The sequence below is a fragment of the Flavobacterium sp. genome, from assembly GCF_027484945.1.
Classification (GTDB): domain Bacteria; phylum Bacteroidota; class Bacteroidia; order Flavobacteriales; family Flavobacteriaceae; genus Flavobacterium.
The window spans coordinates 18,631-42,082 of sequence record NZ_JAIXRZ010000013.1 but is presented as its reverse complement, the minus strand read 5'-3'; the positions used below and the strand labels follow the sequence as shown (position 1 = coordinate 42,082).

The 23,452-nt window shown below is 36.6% G+C and carries 18 protein-coding genes; 5 read left to right on the top strand and 13 right to left on the bottom strand.

The window, feature by feature from the left end:
• Window positions 1-66: 66 nt before the first annotated feature.
• The 5 genes from Q0039_RS01645 to Q0039_RS01625 form a co-directional block, all read right to left on the bottom strand.
• Window positions 67-2,067 carry a tetratricopeptide repeat protein gene (locus Q0039_RS01645; RefSeq protein WP_297508058.1) on the bottom strand — a complete coding sequence of 667 codons (2,001 nt, stop codon included), beginning with the start codon at window positions 2,065-2,067 and terminating at the stop codon, window positions 67-69.
• 259 nt (window positions 2,068-2,326) lie between these two features.
• A complete protein-coding gene (locus Q0039_RS01640) occupies window positions 2,327-2,752 on the bottom strand; it encodes a hypothetical protein (RefSeq protein ID WP_297508055.1) in 426 nt (141 codons plus the stop codon).
• 103 nt (window positions 2,753-2,855) lie between these two features.
• A complete protein-coding gene (locus Q0039_RS01635; RefSeq protein WP_297508052.1) occupies window positions 2,856-3,518 on the bottom strand; it encodes a response regulator in 663 nt (220 codons plus the stop codon).
• 35 nt (window positions 3,519-3,553) lie between these two features.
• Window positions 3,554-4,513, bottom strand: a complete 960-nt coding sequence (locus Q0039_RS01630) for a response regulator transcription factor (RefSeq protein WP_297508049.1) — start codon at window positions 4,511-4,513, stop codon at window positions 3,554-3,556.
• 372 nt (window positions 4,514-4,885) lie between these two features.
• On the bottom strand, window positions 4,886-6,430 hold the full coding sequence (locus Q0039_RS01625; protein ID WP_297508046.1) for a glycine--tRNA ligase: 1,545 nt from the start codon (window positions 6,428-6,430) through the stop codon (window positions 4,886-4,888).
• A gap of 26 nt (window positions 6,431-6,456) precedes the next feature.
• On the opposite strand from Q0039_RS01625, the gene Q0039_RS01620 reads away from it, so the two are divergent.
• The 3 genes from Q0039_RS01620 (at window position 6,457) to Q0039_RS01610 (ending at window position 8,874) form a co-directional block, all read left to right on the top strand.
• Entirely contained in the window at window positions 6,457-6,762 is a 306-nt protein-coding gene (locus Q0039_RS01620; RefSeq protein WP_297508043.1) for a hypothetical protein, read from the top strand.
• A 141-nt stretch (window positions 6,763-6,903) separates the two neighbouring features.
• On the top strand, window positions 6,904-7,194 hold the full coding sequence (locus tag Q0039_RS01615) for a phosphoribosyltransferase family protein (protein ID WP_297508040.1): 291 nt from the start codon (window positions 6,904-6,906) through the stop codon (window positions 7,192-7,194).
• Between the two features lie 75 nt (window positions 7,195-7,269).
• Window positions 7,270-8,874 (top strand): Ig-like domain-containing protein, encoded by a 1,605-nt coding sequence (locus tag Q0039_RS01610; RefSeq protein ID WP_297508037.1) that lies wholly within the window; start codon window positions 7,270-7,272, stop codon window positions 8,872-8,874.
• Here the strand turns inward: Q0039_RS01610 and Q0039_RS01605 are convergent.
• From Q0039_RS01605 to Q0039_RS01575, 7 genes are all read right to left on the bottom strand, one after another.
• Window positions 8,871-9,635: an amidohydrolase gene (locus Q0039_RS01605; RefSeq protein ID WP_297508034.1), complete on the bottom strand. Its 765-nt coding sequence runs from the start codon at window positions 9,633-9,635 to the stop codon at window positions 8,871-8,873. The genes Q0039_RS01610 and Q0039_RS01605 overlap by 4 nt on opposite strands.
• Window positions 9,636-9,637: 2 nt before the next feature.
• Window positions 9,638-12,502: a GH92 family glycosyl hydrolase gene (locus Q0039_RS01600; protein ID WP_297508032.1), complete on the bottom strand. Its 2,865-nt coding sequence runs from the start codon at window positions 12,500-12,502 to the stop codon at window positions 9,638-9,640.
• A 139-nt stretch (window positions 12,503-12,641) separates the two neighbouring features.
• Complete coding sequence (locus Q0039_RS01595; protein WP_297508029.1) at window positions 12,642-13,403, bottom strand: succinate dehydrogenase/fumarate reductase iron-sulfur subunit; 762 nt, start codon at window positions 13,401-13,403, stop codon at window positions 12,642-12,644.
• Between the two features lie 8 nt (window positions 13,404-13,411).
• Complete coding sequence (locus tag Q0039_RS01590) at window positions 13,412-15,421, bottom strand: fumarate reductase/succinate dehydrogenase flavoprotein subunit (RefSeq protein WP_297508026.1); 2,010 nt, start codon at window positions 15,419-15,421, stop codon at window positions 13,412-13,414.
• Between the two features lie 13 nt (window positions 15,422-15,434).
• Window positions 15,435-16,295 carry a succinate dehydrogenase cytochrome b subunit gene (locus tag Q0039_RS01585; RefSeq protein WP_297508023.1) on the bottom strand — a complete coding sequence of 287 codons (861 nt, stop codon included), beginning with the start codon at window positions 16,293-16,295 and terminating at the stop codon, window positions 15,435-15,437.
• A 154-nt stretch (window positions 16,296-16,449) separates the two neighbouring features.
• A complete protein-coding gene (locus Q0039_RS01580; protein ID WP_297508020.1) occupies window positions 16,450-17,319 on the bottom strand; it encodes a hypothetical protein in 870 nt (289 codons plus the stop codon).
• A gap of 32 nt (window positions 17,320-17,351) precedes the next feature.
• On the bottom strand, window positions 17,352-18,203 hold the full coding sequence (locus tag Q0039_RS01575) for a ChaN family lipoprotein (protein ID WP_297508017.1): 852 nt from the start codon (window positions 18,201-18,203) through the stop codon (window positions 17,352-17,354).
• Window positions 18,204-18,383: 180 nt separating this feature from the next.
• Here Q0039_RS01575 and Q0039_RS01570 point away from each other — a divergent pair, with 180 nt between their 5' ends.
• Both Q0039_RS01570 and Q0039_RS01565 read left to right on the top strand, forming a co-directional pair.
• On the top strand, window positions 18,384-19,679 hold the full coding sequence (locus Q0039_RS01570) for an aminopeptidase P family protein (RefSeq protein ID WP_297508014.1): 1,296 nt from the start codon (window positions 18,384-18,386) through the stop codon (window positions 19,677-19,679).
• 185 nt (window positions 19,680-19,864) lie between these two features.
• Window positions 19,865-20,647, top strand: a complete 783-nt coding sequence (locus Q0039_RS01565; protein WP_297508011.1) for an alpha/beta hydrolase — start codon at window positions 19,865-19,867, stop codon at window positions 20,645-20,647.
• Here Q0039_RS01565 and Q0039_RS01560 read toward each other — a convergent pair.
• Window positions 20,644-23,409, bottom strand: a complete 2,766-nt coding sequence (locus Q0039_RS01560) for a PD-(D/E)XK nuclease family protein (protein ID WP_297508008.1) — start codon at window positions 23,407-23,409, stop codon at window positions 20,644-20,646. The two genes, Q0039_RS01565 and Q0039_RS01560, sit on opposite strands and share 4 nt — an antisense overlap.
• Window positions 23,410-23,452 lie beyond the last annotated feature (43 nt).

The following is a 23,452-nucleotide window of genomic DNA, read 5'->3' as shown; positions in this document are numbered from 1 at the left end:
TTGTATTTCACCGTAATAAAAGAACTATTTTAACTCAACTAATTGTATTTCAGGCTTTTAATTAATTCAATGGGATTCAACTATAATTTCGGTTCCTTGATTTCGATTGGTTAGGATTTCTATTTTGGCTTGAATTTGGGCTGCTCTTGTCTCCATGTTTTGCAATCCTATTCCTCTTTGTATGGAGTGCAATTCAAATCCTTTTCCGTCATCTTTAATCCTCAATTTTATTCGACCGTCAATTTGCGTAAAGGCAATTAAAATATTATCCGCTTTAGCATGTTTGGCTGTATTAAACAATGCTTCTTGGATCATACGCACCAAACATAATTTAGTTTCCGCTGGTAATTTTTCCCAATCCCAAGTATCCATTTCAAAAATTACATTTTGACCGTATATTTCATGATGAACAACTATGAGTTGTTCAATCATTTGTTTTAAGGATATATGTTCAAGTTGACTTTGGTTCGTGAGGTTGTGTGTGAGATTCCGAAGTTCAACCTCTACTTGTCGAATGTTTTCGATACCGTAGAGCGCATCATTTAAAGCATTAGGGTCTTGCGTAAAATTCAATTTAAACAATCTATAACGCACGCTAGCCAATTGATTTAACACATTATCATGGATTTCCATAGCTATTCGGCGTTGTTCTTTTTGGCGCGATTCAACTTCTATAGCTTGATTTTGGGTAATTAATTCTTGAATAATCTCATTACTTTTTTGATGTTTCTTATTTAGTTCATATTTACTTTTTATGATACGATTTCTGTAATTAATAAATATAATTGCTAAAATTAAAAAAATTATAACCCCTACCCATATTGCTTGATTTCTTTGGGTTTCTAGTTGCTTTTTTTCTTGTTCAATTTGATTTGTCTCAAGTTCAATTTTATAAAATCTATTTCTGGATAGATTTTCATTATTCTCTATTTTATTTTTTAATTTAAGATAGTCAAAAAATAAACTTTTATTATCTTCACTCTGCTCAATTATCTTCTCTAAAATATATAACTCACATCTATTAGCTTTAGATTTTTTTGCAAAATTTAATGATTGTTTTGACAATTCATTTGACTTTAAAGTATTTCCATTTTTTAAAAATATTTTTGATTCATTTATCAATAAATAAGATAACTCTTCAAAATTATTTACTTTAAAAAATGCTTTTTTTGCTTCTTCAAAACTCTCTAATGCTTTTTCCAGTTGATTATTTTGCAAATAACAATATCCTAAATTTGATTTTAACAAACCAAATAATTCTAAGTCACTATCCAATAAAACTTTTTTATTAGATAGTGCTTTTTTAAAATATGTTTTAGCGGTATCGAAAAGTCCCATCTCCTTGTAAACATTTCCAATATTATTTAAAAAAGCTTGTCTATGAAGATAACTCATGTGAATTTTATCCCTATTATCTATATAGTACTTATAAGCAATTTTGTGATATTTAATAGAGGAAATGTAATCGCCGCTACTTTTATAATTATTACCAAGAGCAATACATGAAATATAATATAATTTTTTGTCGTCAATCTGTTTAGATAATTCAATTATTTTTTTTAACTTGATTTCAGAACTATTATAGTCATTAAATTTAGATTCTAATTCTGCTAAACCATACAATGAAGATCCATATTCATTATATTTTTTTAGAATATCATAATCTTTTTTTGACTCATTAAAAAAATAATATGCAGAGTCAAGCATCCCTATCATTCTGAAATATGAAGCTTTATTTTTAAATAAATTTGCTTGTTCTAATACGTTTTTTTTAACTGGTTGCTTAGCAAAAGCAATATTGATTTTTCGAGATAAATTATAATTATTATTAAAATTTGATTCTTTGAAAATTTGATTTAACAATCTAATTCTTTGACTATCAACTTCTATTTTTAATGCTGAAAAATAAAGTTTATTCAAAATAAAATATTTTTTACTTTTTGAGTTGACTTTTTCTATTTCTTTTAATTGACTTTCTATTTTTTGTACATCATTTATCTCTACATTGTTATTATTGCATGACAAAAGAATAAAAATTAAAGAAGTTATAATAAGTGCTTTTTTCATAATTAAAAAACAGTTTTACAATGCATAAGTTAATCAATCCTACTTATTAATAAAAATTTAAAAAATCCCCTCCTCGGACAGGCGTAGAAAAAACAAAGAATCCGGGCTTATACAACAGAATTAACGAAAGTGACAATTCCGAGGAAAGGGATTTGAACTTATGTTTGGCTTATACCTTACAACTGGCGCTTAGATATCGTAAAATTATACTACCTGAACTTTACTATTGGTATACAAAAAGTGTAGAATTTGTTAAATTTCAAAGCTTTTTACACTTCCAATCCATCCACAACCCATTGATTTCTTGTTCAATACATTCCATTTCGCAAGATTTTAACCCAATACACCTCCATGCTTCATCAGGCCCATCAACCCAATCCTTTTTATCGTTTTGAATATACAACGCGATAACAATAATTGGTAGCTGATCATTTTGGATTTTGTTAAAATTTTCAATTGAAAAGTCCGTATAATTAAAAACAAACTCCTGCAAGGCTTTTTCAAAAATCGGCTTGGAATCAAAATAAAAAAGTAATGTATCAGACTGAACGGTAAGCCGGAACATAATTTTCCCGGATTCAATGTTAGCTGTTTCCTGTGCTACAGGTAAAGAATAAACAAATAAGGCAAATAATAAATAATGAACTTTGTAATCATGGCATTTATAGGTTTTAAATTTCAACATCAAATTTACACTATTCAAGAATTAACTTGAATTATAAGGCTTTTAACACTACAAATATAGAATCTTAAATTAACCTTTAGGTATACAAAAAGTGTACAATTTGTTAAATATATCCCTTCTTTTTGGCTATTTGAATGATATCCTCATCATTCCCTTTTTCGATCTCAAAAAAATCGCGAATTTGAGCTTTTCGTTTATCAATGGCGCTTTTAGATAGATTTAATTCGGCCATGATGTTTTTTGTTTTTAATCCTTTAGCAATTAACTTAATCAACTCCCTATTGGTCGTGTCAAATATGCGATAATTTGACAGTAATTGATTTTTCAATTCTAAAACGGTTTTCGTATAACATTTACCGCCTTGGTAAACCGCCTCAAATGCTTCTAATAATTCCATTGAAGTGAAATCACTTTTAATCATAATCGCCTCCGCGCGCGATTCGACAATGACTTTATACAACATCAAAGCTTCAGAATGTGACGTTAATATCATTAATTTAGCTTGAGGCTGAAATTGGCGAACAAATTGCACTAAATCATACCCATTTTGAATTTCCAGCGCTTCATAAGGCGGCAAGGTGTAATCTAAAATAATTACGTCAAACTTTTGACTGTTTGCTGGGTTGCTTAGGGCTTCATATCCTTGCTGGGCATCAAGAGCCTCTGTAATGTGCAAGGTTGCATTTAAACGGTTGTTTGAAAGGATCGTTTTATATCCTTCAATAATTGACATGTGGTCATCAATAATTAAAATTTGTATATCCATGGCTTATAAATTTGAACAAAAAAAAGGAAAATAATTTATATCTCCAAATAATTTCCAGACGCTATGCTACTGATTATCTGCTCAATATTGTCTTTGTACGATTTTGAAAAGGGAATTTTGACCGAAGAATTTTTTATATGACAAACGGAATTCCCTGTGTGAATACGAGCAATGTAATTGCAGTTTACAATATAACTGTTATGGATTCGTACAAAAGGATGTTGAAGCACACTTTCAAAATGTTTTAAAGTTTTGAATGCTGTTATCATTTCTCCTGAATTTAAATGAATATCTGTTGAATTGTTATCGGCTTGCAAATAACAAATTTCTGCAGCATCAATATAGCGGTAATCCCCATACGATTTTACGCATATCACCAAGGGTTTTTGAATGGGTTGCTCGGCAATTCTTTGCGTTGTGTTTTTCTCACCGGATTCATCCAGAGTCTTGGCTAATTCATTATTTTCTGGTAAATGTGTCGCTTCCTCAGGTAGTTCGCTTTGTTCTTGAATCGGTTCGGGCAAATCATTATCAACTAAAATTGTTCGGGCTTCATCAGCAACATGGTTGATATTATTGGGAGGCACCATTTGATTTTTTATAGGCTGCCCTTCACCAATTTCTTTTTCAAAACGCAAAAGTGTTTTACGAAGATCTTTAACAGCAATAGGATGTATCAAATAATCAAAAACGCCAAATTGGAATGCCGTAGGGCATTGGGTATGATCTTTCGTAGTGATAATTATTTTTGGAAGTTGTAAAAGATACCGATGTAATTCACTGATGAAATGCAAGGATAAGCCAGATTCTTGCTCTTTAGGATTAATTTCTAAAAAGATAAAATCCGGCCGATGTTCCAATACGAGATCGACACCCGCATCACTGTTGGCGGCACTTCCCATACATCTCATATAAGGAAAATTAACAGCAGTTGCCATAGTTTTCTTTATATGATTTGGATTATCATCGATAATAACAAAGGTAAACGTCCTCAATTGCTTTTACTTTTTAGCAAAGCGTTAGTCCTTTTTTTCAAAATGGATTAAGTTTAATTATAAAAATCATTGATAGCTGGGGCTAACGGATTCAATTGGTAAAATAACTAGCTTTTATAACCTCTATTTCTATTTCAACGCTCCCTTATTTAATATCAAAAGACCCGTTACTCGTAGAAAACTTGAAGCGCTTTTATTGGCTAATCAACTGAAAATACTGCAGCAATTCAACCAATTTAACCTATGAATTTGCTTCAATGAATTTAGAAACATTATGACTCTAGTGAAAAGTGAAACAATTACTATTTTTGAACAATTTTATAAACAAAAAAAGCGGCCGTTTAATGCCGCTTTTTATTTTGCTTTTCTTGATTATTTCGAACGTAATAACCAATTGCGCATAGAAACTTCAGTATTGATTATTGCTCGTAATTCAGTTATTTTAACACGATCTTGAATCATTGTATCTCGATGACGTAGGGTTACCGTTTGGTCTTCTAACGATTGATGATCTACGGTTATGCAAAATGGGGTTCCTAAAGCATCTTGTCGGCGGTAACGACGACCAACCGCATCTTTTTCATCATACGCTACGTTAAAATCCCATTTTAATTCTTCAATAATTTCGCGTGCCAATTCGGGTAGTCCGTCTTTTTTAACCAAGGGCAATACCGCTGCTTTTGTAGGAGCTAAAACACTCGGTAAACGCAACACCGTTCGCGTACTTCCATCTTCTAGTGTTTCTTCCTGTAACGATTTTGAAAATACCGCCAAAAACATACGGTCTAAACCCACCGAAGTTTCAACGACATAGGGAACATAGTTTTTGTTTTCTTCAGTGTCAAAATATTGTAATTTTTTTCCTGAATACTGCTCATGGGCTTTCAAATCAAAGTCGGTTCGCGAATGAATCCCTTCCAACTCTTTAAATCCAAATGGAAAATTGAACTCAATATCGGCGGCGGCATTCGCATAATGTGCTAATTTTTCATGATCATGAAAGCGGTAATTTTCAGCGCCTAAACCTAACGATTGGTGCCATTTTAAACGCGTTTCTTTCCAATATTGATACCATTTCATCTCTTCACCTGGCTTGACAAAAAACTGCATTTCCATCTGTTCAAATTCACGCATACGGAAAATAAATTGACGTGCCACAATTTCATTACGAAATGCTTTACCCGTTTGGGCAATTCCAAAAGGAATCTTCATACGACCCGTTTTTTGAACATTTAAGAAATTCACAAAAATTCCCTGTGCCGTTTCGGGACGGAGGTATAAATCCATCGCATTTTCTGCTGCTGCGCCCAATTTAGTGCCAAACATCAAATTGAACTGCCGTACTTCAGTCCAATTTTTGGAACCCGTATCGGGATCGACAATCGCTAATTCTTCAATCAATGCTTTTACATCCTCCAAATCACCACTGTCTAAAGAACGTGCCATGCGTTCTAAAATGGTTTTCTTTTGGGTTAAATACTCAACTACACGTCCATTTGTAGTAATAAACTGCTGTTCATCAAATGAAGCTCCAAATCGTTCACGGGCTTTATCGATTTCCTTTTGTGCTTTTTGTTGCAATTTTTCGCAATAATCTTCAATTAGCACATCGGCGCGAAAGCGTTTTTTGGAATCTTTATTATCAATCAACGGATCATTGAATGCATCAACGTGACCAGAAGCTTTCCAAGTGGTAGGATGCATTAGTATTGCCGCATCAATTCCCACAATATTTTCGTGCATCTGCACCATTGCTTTCCACCAATATTCGCGGATGTTTTTCTTTAATTCTACTCCATTTTGAGCATAATCGTATACGGCGCTTAAACCGTCATAAATTTCGCTAGAAGGGAAAATAAACCCGTATTCTTTTGCATGCGAAATTACATTTTTGAATAGATCTTCTTGTTTTGCCATAGTGGTGCAAAAATATAAAAAGTGCCGTGAAATCGTATGTTAATCAAGGAATTTTCTATCTTTATGACTTTATTTATACGCCTATGTTATCACATCTTATTCGCCTCTTTTATCCAGAGACATGTGCCGCTTGTCGTGGTTTTTTAATTTCTGAAGAATGGGTGCTCTGCAGTCATTGTCGGCATGTACTCCCTGTAACTTCTCACCATGCTGTTGCTGAAAATGAAATTGTTCGAAAATTTTATGGACGAATCCCTATTGTTTTTGGAGGCTCATTACTTTATTTCCACAAAGAAAGTTTAGTACAATCGTTGATTCATGAACTCAAATAGAAAGGAAATGAAGCTGTAGGAACCGCCCTAGGCTTATGGCATAGTTCCGTACTTAATTCAAGCATACTCAACCCAGCACCCGATTATATCATTCCTGTACCGTTACACCCCAGAAAACAAAGGCAACGGGGTTATAATCAAGTGACTTCCTATGGCAAGGCATTAGCTGAAAGTTGGTCCATCCCATTTGAGGACACTATCCTTAGGAGAAATTTATATTCGAAAACGCAAACTAAAAAATCAATTATTGGGCGCGCTGAAATTGTACAGTCCATTTTTAGCGTTAACTTCAACGAAAATCACTACCATAAACATTTCGTTTTGGTTGATGATGTAATTACTACGGGCTCTACTCTTGAAGCTTGTGCGCGTGAACTATTAAAGATTCCTGGCGCAAAAATTAGTGTTCTTTGTATGGCCATGAGTCAATAAATCGTTAATTCTGATGAAAAAGATTTCCCAAACACCAATTATAATTGTTACTTTGCAACGTAAAATTTTGATTTCATGCGCAAACAAGTAGCCGTATTTGCTTCCTTGGTTTTGTTGACCGTACTCATTCCTTCTTGTGCTCGTCGTGGATCTATATCTGGTGGACCAAAAGACACCATTCCACCCCGAATGTTGTTTAGTATTCCTAAAAATTTAAGCACAAACTTTAATGGGAATGAAATCCGAATTCAATTTGATGAATATGTTAAGCTAAAAGATATTCAGAAGCAACTTGTGGTTTCTCCACCCATGAAAATAGCGCCTGAAGTTAGTCCGCAAACGGCAAGTAAAACATTAACAATTAAAATTAAAGATACGTTAAAGCCCAACACCACATACAGTTTTAATTTTGGGCGGAGCATACAAGATAATAACGAAGGAAATCCGTATCCCCAATTTCGCTATGTGGTCGCAACCGGACCAACCCTTGATTCTTTACAATTAAGCGTTAAAATTAAAGATGCATTGGCCCAAAACACCGATAATTTCGTTTCGATAATGCTTTATGAAGTTAATGACACGTATAATGATTCAATTGTATTTAAAAAACCGCCTCAATATATTGTCAATAGTCTTGATAGCTTGAAAATAATGCGATTTGAAAACATTAAAGCGGGTAAATACCGACTTATCGCTGTAACTGATTTGAATAAAAACAATACGTTTGATCCTAAAAATGAAAAAATCGGATTTCAAAAAGATATTGTATCGATTCCAAATGATACGGTTTTTGAATTGGAATTATTTAAAGAACGGAAACCTTTAAAAATCACAACTTCCGCCCATGTAAAAGCTTCTAGAGTATTACTTGGACACCAAGGAACCCTTGAAAAAAATAAAATCACATTAAATCGCGGAACGGAAATCATCCCTCATAAAGTAACAAAATTACAGGGAAAAGATTCGGTTGAAGTTTGGTTTGCTGCCCAAAAAAACGATTCCCTTACCTTAACCGTGCTTGAAAATAAGTATAAAAAACAATTTGGATTTCGAGTAAAAGATTTTAAAAAAGATAGTTTATCCATTGCTATTGAACCGAAAGGGACCTTGCATTTTAGAGATACCTTACGTATTCGGACGAGTATTCCACTTCAATCTTGGGAGGTCTCAAAAATAAAATTGTATCGAAAAGATTCTACCCTAGTAAATTACAAACCTTTTTATTCAGAAATTAATAAAGAGTTGGCGTTAATTTTTGATAAAGAACCCAATCAGAAGTACAAATTACACCTTTTACCTGGGGCACTACTCGATGATTTCGGGAAACAAAACGATACCATAAAATATGAAACCAACACATTAGATTATGCCGATTATGGCAATTTAAAATTGGTCCTCCAAAATGTAAAACGATTTCCTATATTGGTTGAATTGACCGACAAAACCGGTAAAATTTTAGCTTCTTCCTATAGTGAAAAATCCAATGAAATCAACTTCGATTTAGTACAACCTAATGCTTTTACTGTTCGCATCATTTATGATGACGACAAAGATCAAAAATGGACGCCTGGAAATTTTATTGAACAACGGCAAAGTGAAGAGGTATTTTATTATCCCGAAACGATCGACGTCCGCATGAATTGGGATGCGGAACAGCTGATCGATTTAAACGGAAATTAATCCCAATGTATGGTGTCGCGATCCTCTAAAAAAGGAAATTTTTTGCGATTTTCTTCTAATGTTTTTTTATTCAATTCCACATAGTAAATAGCATCGTTTTGTTGGGGCGCTAAACTATAGTTTCCAAAACAATCGATAGCTTGTGAATGGCCTACATAGCAATGGTTATTTCCATCTTGGCCAACCCTGTTGACGCCAAGCGTATAACACATGTTTTCGACAGCTCTAGCGCGCAATAATAGATCCCAGGCTTGTATTCTAGGCTGCGGCCAATTGGCCACGTAAAGTAAGATATCATAATTTTCAGTATTGCGGGAATACGCGGGAAATCGAAGATCATAGCAAATTAATGGACAAATTTTCCATCCTTTATAAGTTACGATTAAGCGTTCTTTTCCAGCTGTGTATACCTGATGTTCACCGGCTAAAGTAAATCGATGCCGTTTATTATAAATTTCTAGTTTACCGTCAGGATGAACAAAAAATAATCGGTTGTAAAAGTGTCCATTGTCTTCCACGGCTATACTTCCTATTAGTGCTGCATGTAACTTTTTTGCCCAAGATTGCATCCAAACTACCGTTGGACCATCCATTGATTCTGCACAAAATTGCGGTTGCATGGTAAAACCTGTAGTAAACATTTCCGGGAGTACAATTAAGTCGGTTTCTGGCAAAATTGTATTGAATTTTTCATCAAATAGTGTGCGATTTGCACTTGGATTTTCCCAAATAGATTCTGACTGTACAATGGCGATTTTCATGGCTACTTGATTTCGATTTCGTCAATAAATATAAATGCATCGCCGCCTACACCTATATGCCAATCGGGTAATTTTCCAAAATTATACGCTTTTACTTTGATGTAGCGAGCAGATAATATTTTATCCAAATTAAAGGCAAAATCTTGAATTGAATTGGTGTCGTTTTTTGGGTCTAAGGTATTGTGGACTGTTCCAACTAAAGTAAAGTTTATCCCATCTAATGATGAAAAATACTCAACTTTGCTCGGCATTAAAATCCACGAACGGCTATCTTGTAAGCAAAAAGCTTTAATACTTGAAACAGGTTTGACTGCTTGCATATCTACTATAGCTTCAAAATCTTGTGATTGATAGCCTTGCCAATCGCCTTTCCTCCAATTGGTCGTACCGTGGATACCATCAAGCAATCCTTCTGGACCACCGGCATGATATTGCGGGTTGTATTTGGATTGAATGGCAATCGTATATGTATTGGGTTTTTTATAAAAAGTAGCCTCAACGGTAGCGCTTTGGGTAGTTTTATTTTTAGAAAAAGCTTTAATCGTAGCCGTTTTGGAAATCGTAAGAGGTTGGGTATATTGAAAAGAAACTCCAACTATTTTTTGAACCTCATCTGGATATGAAATAGAATAGTAAAGTTCATCCTTAGGGTTTTGGGACATCAATTCAACGCGCAAAGTATCTTTAAACGATTTACTTGTTGCTTGAAACACGGGGACAGGAAGTAGCGGGATTGCGGCACTAATTTCTTCTACTTTTGTGAATTGGGAATAGGTTGAACTTCTACTTTGAAGCAGTTGTTCTTTCATTTTACTAGGCAATAAAAAAATTCGATTGGATATCCCATTTACAACCTCTTTTTGGTACTCAACAATACTTTTTCCGGTTTCATCTTTTATGACAATCCCATCAAATAAAGGCGTTATACTCTCCCATTTTTCCTCACCAGGGGTAACCGAATAAATTCCCATTGAACTCAACACATACCAAGCGCTCATTTGTCCGCAGTCTTCATTTCCAATCAAACCATCTGGGGTGTTTTTGTAAAAATTATGAAGAATATAATGAACTTTTTCTCGGGTTTTCTCGGGTTTGCCTATATAGTTATATAAATAGGTCATGTGGTGACTGGGTTCGTTTCCATGGGCATACTGCCCAATAAGTCCCGTTACATCAACTTGTTCGCGACCGGTTGTTTTACTTTCACTTGTAAACATTTCATCCAATTTAGCTTCAAATTGAGCAGGACCACCATAGGCTTCAATCATACCAGGGATGTCTTGAGGTACAAAAAATGAATATTGCCAACTGTTGCCCTCCGTGAAATTATTGTTGATTTCCCGTGGATCAAAAGGCTTGTCCCAACCGCCATTCTTTTTGGGTCGCATAAACCCAACGTTCCAATCAAAAACATTTTTCCACGATTGTGAACGCTTCATAAAATAGGTATACTCTTCTGATTTGCCCAAAATTTTTGCCATTTGCGCAATACACCAATCATCATAAGCATATTCTAAAGTTTTAGAAACACTTTCGTGTTCGTCGTCCATAGCTATAAAGCCCTGTTGTTTATAAGCTGCTAATCCCAAATGATCCAGCATTGCCGAATGTTTTGAAGCTTCAAAAGCTTTTTCATAATCAAATCCTTGAATTCCTTTAGCCATCGCATCAGCAATAACCGAAACGGCATGGTACCCAATCATACAATCGGTTTCATTAGAGGCCAATTCCCAAACGGGTAAACGTCCCCCTTGTTCATATTGTTTGAGGAATGTATTAATATAATCGGCAGTACGTTTTTTATCAATTAAGGTATATAAAGGATGCGCTGCACGAAAGGTATCCCATAGCGAAAACACCGAATAATAAGTAAATCCTTCCGCTTTATGAATTAAGTTGTCGCGACCTCTATAGGAACCGTCAATATCTTGCGCCACATTGGGCTGCATCATTGTGTGGTATAAAGCAGTATAAAAAATGGCTTTTTTATCGGTATCCGTTGATGTAATCTGAATTTTAGCCAGTTCTTGATCCCACGAACGAGCCGCTTCTTGCACCACTTTTTCAAAATCCCAATGCGGAATCTCAGCGCTATTTAGCTTTGCGCCTTCATAAGATGTCGGAGAAAGTGAGACTTTAACTTTAATCTTATCTCCGGTATTTACTTTTTTACTCAATGCAATTTTCACTTCGGTCCCCGAATAAAATCCATTTTTATTTTCAGCATTACCTAATGCTTTCGTAACGGTCATCGGTGTATCAAATTCAATTCGAGCATACACATATTGATCTTTTGCCCAAGCTTCACTGCGACGTAAAATTTCAATAGTTGTGGCATCTACTAGACGAATAGCCCCATAGAGCAACTTATCCCGATGATTCAAATCGATAATCAAACTAGCTTTTCCAGATTTAGAGAATGTATATTCATGAAATCCAACTCGAGTGGATGCGGTTAAACGAACGTCTATTTGGTGTTTATCTAAATGTACTTGATAATATCCAGCTGCCGCTTTTTCTTTTTTATGTGAAAATGGCGAAGAATATTGACTGGGTACAAATGAAATGTTATCCATCGTAGGCATAAGCATGATGTCACCGTAATCGGAGCAGCCGGTTCCATTTAAATGCGTATGGGAAAACCCGAAGATTACCGGATCAGAATAATGGTAGCCTGAACATCCGTCCCAGCTTCCATCGATACGGGTATCGGGAGAAAGTTGCACCATGCCATAGGGTAAAGTTGCGCCAGGAAAGGTATGTCCGTGACCATCAGTGCCAATCATTGGGTTAACATACTGCGATAAATGCTGAGCCGTTGCAGTTAACGCCCATCCACTCAACAATAGGGAGAATAGGAATTTCATAGGTAATCATTTGTTATTTTCAAATATACGTTTTTTTGTGCGTTTAAGCGGTAGTATTGCCCTATGAGCAAGTCGTCAAAAATAAAAAAAGCACCCCGTTATGGAGTGCTTTCGTATGAATTAACCTTTTATGTGGGACTTATTTAATACTTGCTTTTAAATATTCACGATTCATTCGTGCAATGTTTTCTAAAGAAATTCCTTTTGGGCATTCAATTTCGCAAGCTCCCGTATTGGTACAATTTCCGAATCCTTCTTCGTCCATTTGGCGTACCATATTTAAAACCCGTTGCGTTGCTTCTACTTTACCTTGTGGCAATAATGCATACTGAGACACTTTTGCCCCTACGAATAACATTGCAGAACCATTCTTACATGTGGCAACACAAGCGCCACAACCGATACAAGCGGCTGCTTCAAATGCTTTGTCGGCATCGTCTTTTGGTATGGGAATGGTATTTGCATCAATCGTACGACCCGAAGTGTTAACCGAAACGAAACCACCCGCTTGTTGGATACGATCAAAGGAACTGCGATCTACCACCAAGTCTTTGATGATAGGAAATGCGCGACTTCTCCAGGGCTCTACATAAATAGTATCGCCATCTTTAAACATACGCATATGCAATTGACACGTAGTGATTCCTGTGTCGGGTCCATGGGCGCGACCGTTGATATACAACGAACACATTCCGCAGATTCCTTCACGACAGTCGTGATCAAACGCTATTGGCTCTTGTTTTTGTGCTATTAATTGCTCATTTAATTGGTCTAACATTTCCAAGAATGAGCTATCGGTAGATACATTATCTAATTTATAGTCTACCAATTGACCTTTGGCATTGCCATTTTTTTGACGCCAAATTTTCAAATTTATGTTGATGTTCTTTTTAGAAGCCATGTCTCCGATTATTTATAGTTTCTAGCTGCAATTTTAATAAACTCGTATTTCAGTTCTTCTTTATGAAGTTCTGCTTTACTAATATCTTGACCTTTATATTCCCAAGCTCCAACAAATGAAAAGTTGGCATCATCGCGCAAAGTTTCGCCTTCAGCATCTTGGTACTCTTCACGGAAGTGCCCTCCACAAGACTCATTACGTTGTAGTGCATCCATCGCCATTAACTGTCCTAATTCGATAAAATCAGCAACACGCATCGCTTTGTCTAATTCAGGATTTAATTCATCTGCGCTTCCAGGAACATAAACTTCCTTATAGAATTCTTCGCGTAAAGCGGCAATTTCACGGATAGCTTCATTCAAGCCTTCAGTGTTACGACCCATCCCTACTTTATTCCACATGATCAATCCTAAACGTTTATGGAAGTGATCCACTGATTTTGAACCGTTGTTGTTTAAGAAGTTGTTGATTTGATCTTTTACTCGTTGCTCGGCTTCATCAAATTCTGGAGAATTTATAGAAATTTTCCCTGTACGAATATCGTCTGCCAAGTAATTAGAAACGGTATACGGTAAAACAAAATAACCATCAGCTAGTCCTTGCATCAAAGCAGAAGCTCCCAAACGGTTTGCTCCGTGGTCAGAGAAATTTGCTTCCCCTGCGACAAAACAACCTGGAATAGTTGATTGTAAATTGTAGTCAACCCAAACTCCACCCATAGTATAGTGAACCGCAGGATAGATTTTCATAGGCGTTTCATATGGATTTTCGTCGGTAATTTTCTGGTACATCGTAAACAAGTTACCATACTTTTCTTCCAACCATTTTTTCCCTAAACGCGTAATTTCTTCCGCGGAAGGATTATGATTACCTGCTGCATAAGCCGCTTGTTTTCCTTTGTTTTGAATCTCAGTAGAAAAATCCAAATAAACTCCTTCGTTGGTGTCATTTGCCTCAATACCAAATCCTGCATCACAACGCTCTTTTGCAGCACGCGACGCCACGTCACGCGGAACTAAGTTACCAAATGCTGGATATCTTCTTTCTAAAAAGTAATCGCGATCTTCTTCGGCTATTTGAGTGGGTTTTAACTGACCCGCACGAATGGCTTCTGCATCTTCTTTTTTCTTAGGTACCCAAATACGCCCTGAATTGCGAAGCGATTCAGACATCAAGGTCAATTTGGATTGGTTCGTTCCATGAACAGGAATACAAGTAGGATGAATTTGAACAAAACAAGGGTTTGCAAATAAAGCTCCTTGACGGTGAATTTTCCATGCTGCTGTAACGTTACTTCCCATTGCATTGGTCGACAAGAAATAAACATTTCCATAACCTCCCGATGCAATGATCACTGCATGTGCAGAATGACGCTCGATTTCACCCGTAACTAAGTTGCGTGCGATTATTCCTCGAGCTTTACCATCGATCTTTACTAAATCCAACATCTCATGACGGTGAAACATTTGAACACGTCCTAAACCAATTTGACGTGACAATGCCGAATAGGCTCCTAGCAACAACTGTTGACCCGTTTGTCCAGCTGCATAAAATGTACGTTGCACTTGTGTTCCTCCAAAAGAACGATTGTCCAACATACCTCCGTATTCACGAGCAAAGGGGACACCTTGTGCTACACATTGGTCAATAATATTTCCTGAAACTTCGGCTAATCGGTGTACGTTTGCCTCACGCGCACGGTAGTCACCACCTTTAATTGTATCGTAAAATAAACGGTAGGTTGAATCCCCATCGTTTTGGTAATTTTTAGCAGCATTAATTCCACCTTGAGCAGCAATCGAGTGCGCGCGACGTGGAGAATCTTGAAAACAAAACGCTTTTACATTGTACCCCATTTCACCTAGAGAAGCCGCTGCGGATGCCCCAGCTAAACCCGTTCCTACAACAATAATGTCAATTTTTGGACGGTTATTAGGAGCCACTAATTTTAAGTTATTCTTGTGATTGGTCCACTTCTCTGAAATGTGACCTACCGGTATTTTCGAATCTAACTTCATAATGCGATGTTGATTATTTTAAGAAAAAGTGAATGTAAACAGGAATGGCAGCAAATAAAGCCGGAACTACAATGGCAAACGCTGTTCCGAAGAATTTGATTGCTGGAGTAAATTTACGACTAGTTGCTCCCAAAGATTGAAAGGCACTTTGAAAACCATGTAATAAATGGAAGGCTAAAACCAACATTGCTGCAACATACAACAATGTAGCCATCAAACCCGTTTTGGCATCTTTGAAAAACGCTACTGTAATTTTGTGCAAATCTTTCATTCCAACAAAAATGACTTCTCCTTTTTCATCCGTAATTGTGGTAAGATCCTTTTGCACCAAACGGTATTGCTTCAAAGTCATCGGATCAATAGTTCCTTCTGGAGTTAATGGAAACATTGGATTGGGTGAACCTAAAATACCAATAGCCATTTTTTGCGTAACCCCCATATTTGAAATTTCTTTACTTGCTAGAGGCATATTTTTATCAAAATGCATCTTAGCCCAGAAATTTACCATGTGTGTTACAATAAAAATTAAAATAACAGTCCCTAAAACCGCCATATTACGTGATGCAAATGAACTGTTAGCCGAAGGATTGGATTTTGCATAACCCACAGGGCGCGCTGCCTTATTTTGAAAAGCCAACATAATCCCATCGATTGCATGGAAGATAATTGAGAGGTACGTTAAATACGATAAAATTTTAACTGCTGGATTTGAGGTCATGAACAATGCATACTCATTAAAATGTTTTGCATCGCTGAAAATCAATTGTAGATTTCCCAACAAGTGACCTGTCAAAAACAAGCATAAAAATAAACCCGTAAGAGCCATCCAGTATTTTTTTGTGATGGACGACTTCAAAAGTGCAGATTTTGCCATAATTATTCGTTGATTATAACTGTTTTTTAAAAAATCAAACAAAAATAAGGCTTCTTGTACTTAACTACAACCTTTTGAGGCTAATTTATAATGAATTTAAAAAGCGTTTAACGCCTATTGAAAATCAACTATTTATGACCGAAAATTGGAAGATTTATTTAACATAGGTTGGAATTAATCCACGTAAACCCATATCGACAACCGACTCCCCAGCAGAAGGTTCGTATTTTCCATCGGGTGTTGTATCTATCCACTCAAAACTTTGGTTGGTCGAAAGCGACATGGTTACTACTACATCGTTCGTTTCATTTCCAGAAATTTGTAAAGGCACAGCAAATTGTCCAGTTACCACACAGGAACCCGCCGGTATAGGTGATGTAGCAGCTAACGGATTAGGTACAGTTGTAGCGCCTTCGGGGGCTTGACCCGAACTTGAATACGGAAAATCATTTAAAGCAAATGCCCAATAACCTTGAGCGCGATTACCGTTAACAGTAAAAAAATTATTGCCTATTGAATGATTGGTTATATAGGTTTTAAATCCCACAAAACTTGCTAAAGTCCCCAAGTAATCAGCTCCCGAATGCCGTACAGCAATCCTATAATTTTGATATGATAACGAAACACGCATCCATTGATAGCTTCCAGCAGCAACTTGTTTTAGTGGTATTTTCAAAAAAACTTCATCTTCTGCCACTACCTTTGCCTGATTAAAATCAATTGCATTTGCACCGCCTGCAATTGTTTCGGGCGCATGATACAAAATGGTGCCTTGGCCCAATTGGGTATTGGCGGTTGGAGCTAATTCTACATAATGTGAAGAAATTGTATTAAAAACGGGAGATTGGGCAGCATGTCCAGTAGGGACGGATGCAATTTGACCCAAATTATTCAATCGCTCTTGCGTGGGATCGAACTTAAATTTTAAGATTAAATAATGGGTATTTGGCGTCTCTTCTTTTTCACACGAATAAAACGGTAAAAAAAGCAACACTGCAACTACAAGCGCAATCAGTTTCTTCATACGAGTTCGATTAAGATATAAACAAGACAAACCTAGTAACTCTTTGTTACATCTTCATCGATAACGAGTATAAAGTCGGCTTTATTGTAATGCTCTGAATCTAATTTATCAATATCCTTTTGCTCAACTGTCGCAATTGTAATAATCTTTGTTCCGGGCTTATAGGATTGTAAATACCAACTAATTCCCTCAAAATAATCTGAATGATAGGTGCCGTTGTAGTGTAAAAAGACCGTGTTGGGTTGCAAATTTTGAACAATAAAATAACCCATAGTTGCATCTTTTGATGCTTGAGCTTTGGGCATGTTCGGACTGGTATGCTCGCCCATCATTTTCATCATGTTGACATACCCCGACAACGAAGCATCGTAAGGCATCGGTAAGGGTGCCATCCAAGATTTCTCCTCGGGAGAGAGTAATTCCAATGCTTCAAATCCTTTTTTAGCGACCTGAGAAGCATAGCGTCGTGGTATATTAGTGGCTACAAATTTAATTGCATTATCTTTTGCAAAATCCAATAAGGGTTTATAATCGGTTGTATAATTGGGCCATAACCGCGCGGTGCTGTCCAATTTTTTCTGATCGATACTCCCCGCTAAATACTGATTTACGGCTTTCTGATTATCGGCTTCAAACATTTCTGCACCCATAACAATAGCTTTATCAGCAGCTACACCTTTGGCTAACTCCAATTCGAGCCAGTGGCAAATGGGATTGTTGTGGTATTCGCCAAACAAAACAACTTCAGTTTCCAAGGCCGCTTTTAATAGCTTTTTATAGGCCACTTTTTTTCCGTTTTTATCAAATAATTGATAGACGGACTTGTCTTGTGCGTGCAACATAATGCCAATGAGCAACAAAAAAGAAAGGATTCCCTTTTTCATGGATTAATTTTTTTCTAAAAGTACACTTTTCATTTCATTCCGAAAAATTCCCTAATATTGAAACTTAATTTCGAAAAAATGTAAAATAAGGTCATTTGGTCTCGAATCACTTCAGACTTATCCGTAATTTTGGTAAACCATTTTCAAATCTTCAAATAAAAAATCTTCAAATAAAAGAATATGAAATATCATGCTATTGACCGCGAATTGTTTAGTACTAATCGGGCCAAATTTACGGCGCAAATGAAACCGAACAGTGTCGCTATATTTAACTCCAACGACATTTATCCTATATCTGCAGACAGCACCTTACCCTTTGCACAACACCGTGATATCTTTTATTTATCGGGTGCTGATCAAGAAGAAAGTATTTTGTTGCTTTTTCCAGATGCTCCTTATGCCCACCTTCGCGAAATTTTATTTTTACGGGAGACTAACGAACATATCGCCATTTGGGAAGGTGAAAAACTGACTAAAGAACGCGCGTTCGAAGTATCTGGTATACGCTCGGTTATTTGGCTCCAAGATTTTCAAAAAACGCTAAAAGAAGTCATGGCTTATGCCGACACAATTTATATTAATACCAATGAACACTACCGTGCTTCAGTAGAAACGCAAACCCGAGAAGATCGTTTTATCAAATGGTGGAAAGAAACATACCCTGCCCATAAAGTAGAAAAGTCTAATCCAATTTTACAACGCTTACGTTCGGTTAAGGAATCCCAGGAAATTGCACTAATGCAAACCGCTTGCGACATCACCGAAAAAGGAATTCGTCGCATCTTAAATTTCGTAAAACCGGGTGTTATGGAATATGAAATCGAAGCCGAGTTTGCACACGAATTTTTGCGTAACCGTTCCAAAGGCTTTGCTTACACGCCGATTATCGCAAGTGGTGCCAATGCCAATGTGTTGCATTACATCGAAAACAACCAAGAATGTAAGGCCGGCGATTTATTGCTTTTGGATGTCGGTGCTGAATATGCCAATTACTCTAGTGATTTGAGTCGCACGATTCCTGTTTCTGGCCGTTTTACCGAACGTCAACGGGCGGTTTATAATGCTGTATTGAAGGTTAAAAACGAAGCAACAAAATTGTTAGTTCCGGGCACCCTTTGGAAAGAATACCACGTAGAAGTGGGTAAAATCATGACTTCCGAATTGCTCGGTTTGGGCTTATTGGACAAAGCCGATGTACAAAACGAAGATCCCGCATGGCCAGCCTACAAAAAGTATTTCATGCACGGAACTTCGCACCACTTGGGCTTAGATACCCACGATTACGGTTTATTATACGAGCCAATGCAACCCAATATGGTGTTTACCGTTGAACCAGGCATTTATATTCCTGCTGAAGGTTTTGGGATTCGTTTAGAAGACGATGTAGTGATTCAAAAAAGCGGCGCACCATTCAATTTAATGCGCAACATCCCGATTGAAGCCGAAGAAATTGAACAATTGATGAATGAAAACTAGTTTGCAGTCGCAGTGATCAATTTGTTTATCGTGAAAAGTCGGAATTGCACTAATTGATAAAGACGGCCTTATTGGCCGTTTTTTTATGCAGCAATCTTTTTTGACTATTTATATTTTAATGATAATTGAAAAGTTATAAACACCCTGTAGCCATTTCATCTTAAGCTGTATTTTTGCTATTAATCATGGCGCAATTGCATTATAAAAATATCACTATTGACTATACCTCAACGGGTAAAGGCAGTGCTGTGGTTTTGCTCCATGGTTTTTTAGAAAACCAAACCATGTGGCACCATTTGGTTCCTGTTCTTGCTGCTAAATACCGGGTCATTACGATTGATTTATTAGGGCATGGTAATACGAGTTGCCTCGGTTATGTGCATACCATGGAAGATCAAGCCGATATGGTACATCATGTTTTGCATGAATTGAAAATTCGAAAATCGGTACTAATTGGACATTCCATGGGCGGCTATATCGCTCTGGCCTTTGCCGAATGCTATCCCGATAATGTCAAGGGATTGGTGTTACTCAACTCGACTTCGCGTGCCGATAGTGATGAACGTAAACAGAACCGTGATCGGGCAATTGCTGCAGTGAAACAAAACTACACGGCTTTTGTGCGCATGTCGATTGCGAATTTATTTAGTGAAGACAACCGAGAAAAATTGGCCGACGTCATCGAACAAGTAAAATTAGAAGCCTTAAAAACCCCTGTTCAAGGAATTGTCGCCGCATTAGAAGGGATGAAAATCCGAAATGACCGCGAAGTATTGTTACATTTTGGACCCTATCCCATTGCATTGATTTTAGGAAAAAAGGACAGCGTGCTTCCCTATGAAGAAAATTGTACCCAAATCGAAAATACACGAGTTGCACTGACTACCTTTCCTGACGGCCACATGAGTCATTTGGAAAATGAAAAAGAAGTAGGACAAACCCTTTTGTCTTTTTTGAAATCCATTTAATTCACCTTTTCAACAAATGGGATGTCTGGATTAATGATTTCGGCCAATAAAGTTGCCAACTCATCTAAATAAGCACTTATTATTGCAGGGGTCACTTCTGTGTGTACTTCTTTATCTACTTTAAACGCAAAGGGTAAAAATCCTGCTTTTAAATTTTTAAAAGAAATAATCCCTACTTCTACAGGTTGTCCTTTGGCCTGTTGTTCGTATAAGAAAGCATAGGCTAACACTTGGATGATTTTATCATTTTTGATGTCTTCGGTTAAACCCTCCCATTTGGACAACATAACTGCATTAGCGTCTACCTTTCCGGTTTTGTAATCGATAATACGAATGCGCTGGTTTCGGAGTTCGATACGATCGACGTTACCCCCTATTTTTATTGGAAATGGCAATTTTGGGTGTATCAACTCTCGTTCGAATGGTTGTTCTAAAGCAATGATTTGTACAACATCACCTTGTTGTAGCGCATCGAGTTCGAGTTTAAGGAAATTATAGACATTGCGTTTGGCTACTTCAAATGCAAGCAAGTTGCGCCCTTTTTTTATTTCACCTTCTTTATACACGTCTTTGAATTTCTCCAACACTTTTTCATCTATCAGCGCGAAACATTGCATAATAGCAGCTTCGGTTAAGACTTGTCCAATAAAGGGCTCATACAAATCTTCTAATACCGCGTGAATAATAGTTCCCAAAGTATTGACGGCAATATTTTCTTCAACTTCTTCTGCCTCGAAAACACGTAATAACCGCTGAAAATAAAACTGTATTGGATTGCGAACATAATTCGTAAGCGCTGAGGGAGAAAAGTACTTATGGGTTGCAATATCTTGTAATTGTTGGAGTACAGCTACATCTTTTGGAATTACTATGGGCTCATAAGCGGTTTGAGGTACTTCGGGATGGTACATTTCAAATGAAAGGGTATGATTATCCCGATTTTCTACTTGCAATTGAGTAATGAAACGACTTCGTTCCCCAGCATCTAATCCTTCGGAGTCGGAATTGTAAATTAGGTATATGTTTTTAGCCCTTTGGAGCAAATGATAGAAATGATAGGTATAAATGGCATCTTTTTCTTTGTAGGTTGGCAATCCATATTCGCGCTTTACGTCATAGGGAATAAAAGAATTTCCAGATTTCCCAGATGGAAATTTACCTTCATTGACAGAAGTAATAATTACCGTTTCAAAATCGAGTACACGACTCTCTAAAACGCCCATAATTTGGAGTCCTTCAAGGGGTTCGCCTTCAAATGAAACTTCGGCCAAGTCGATGACTTGTTTATATAAGGCATAGAGCGTTTCGGGGTTACTATCTACCGAATGAGTTTGGTAATAACTAATCAATTTATTGATAACCTTATAAACCGAATATAAAAAGGCATTGGCTATTTTTTCTTCTGTATTGGTATAATTGAATTCTTCTTTAATTGACAATAACAACTTTGAAAGCTGTTCTAAAATAGCTAAGGGAGTGGATTCCCATGCCCCAAAAACGAGTTGGAACAAGGGGGAACATTGACCTTGCATTTCCATCAATCGATGTTGAGGAATAAAGGAAATATTATAGCTTCGAATACGACTTACGAGACTTTGTGTTTTAAGATACGGTTCGAGCAACGGGTGGGTTAATAAATCCAGAACTTCTTTATAATAAAACACATAGGAATTGGCATTTCGAGAAAGCGCATTAATATGCATTTTAAACCATTTATTAACGAGCAATTGAGCCGGATTATTTTTACTCGAATACCCCATCGTGATGTTTAAAGCCTGAACTTCTGCTGGTAAATGATAGAGTAGCGGCATCAACATTGTTTCATCGCCCAAAACCACAGCGCAATTTTGAAGATTGGATTCGGGTTGGTTTTTTATATGTTGTTCCAAAAGATGTCCTGCGAGTTTTGCTTGACCAATCGACTTGGAAGTTCCCATGACCTGAATTTTTTTTGGAGTATCAAAATCATTTTGAATCCACTGCAGCGAATTATTTTTATAATACGGCCACTCTTTTTGAAAACGGCGTAAAAAATGTCCGGCATCATGTAAGGGATCATTTAAAAATATTTGATCTATATCCCAGTAAATTTTAGCTTTATCAAGTGCTAATAAATGTTGTACGATAACCTCCTCGGCTTTGTTCAGGGCGTTAAAACCTGCAAAAAGATAAATTTCGTTTTGTAAACTGTTGGTAAAATGATTTAAGTTATCTTTTGCTTCACGGTAAATCAATCCCTGATATCCTTTTTTGGCTGAACGCAAATGTTGGTAGAACGCATGATAGTATTCGGGTAGTTTTCGCCAAAAAGCCAAGTGTTTTTCGATTAATTCGGTCTGTTTTTCAATGGTTACTGACCAATGTTCGATTTCCTTGATATTTTCTAAATACTTCAAAATTTTATCCGGATCGAGCAAATAGCGATCAATCTCGTTAAAATCTTGAATTAATGTTTTTGCCCAATTGGCAAAGGTTTCAAAAGGTTCTGGCTGATCTGGTGTTAGCGAACAATAAACCTCATAAAATACAAACAACTGTTCAATTCCATCGATGTATTGTAGCCCTGAAATATCTTGAACGAAATCTTCAATGCTAATAATTTTGGGAGCAAAAAATGTTGACTGCGTTTGTTTTTGAAATGCGTTTATTAAAAATATTCGCGCGCGCTTGTTGGGCAGTATAATGACTACATCACTCAATTGAGTGGAATAATCTTTTAAAATAGTGGTAGCGAGTTGATGTAAAAAAGAATCTGTTTGCATTGTATAAAAATAAAAAACGCTCCGAAATTTCGGAGCGTTTTCT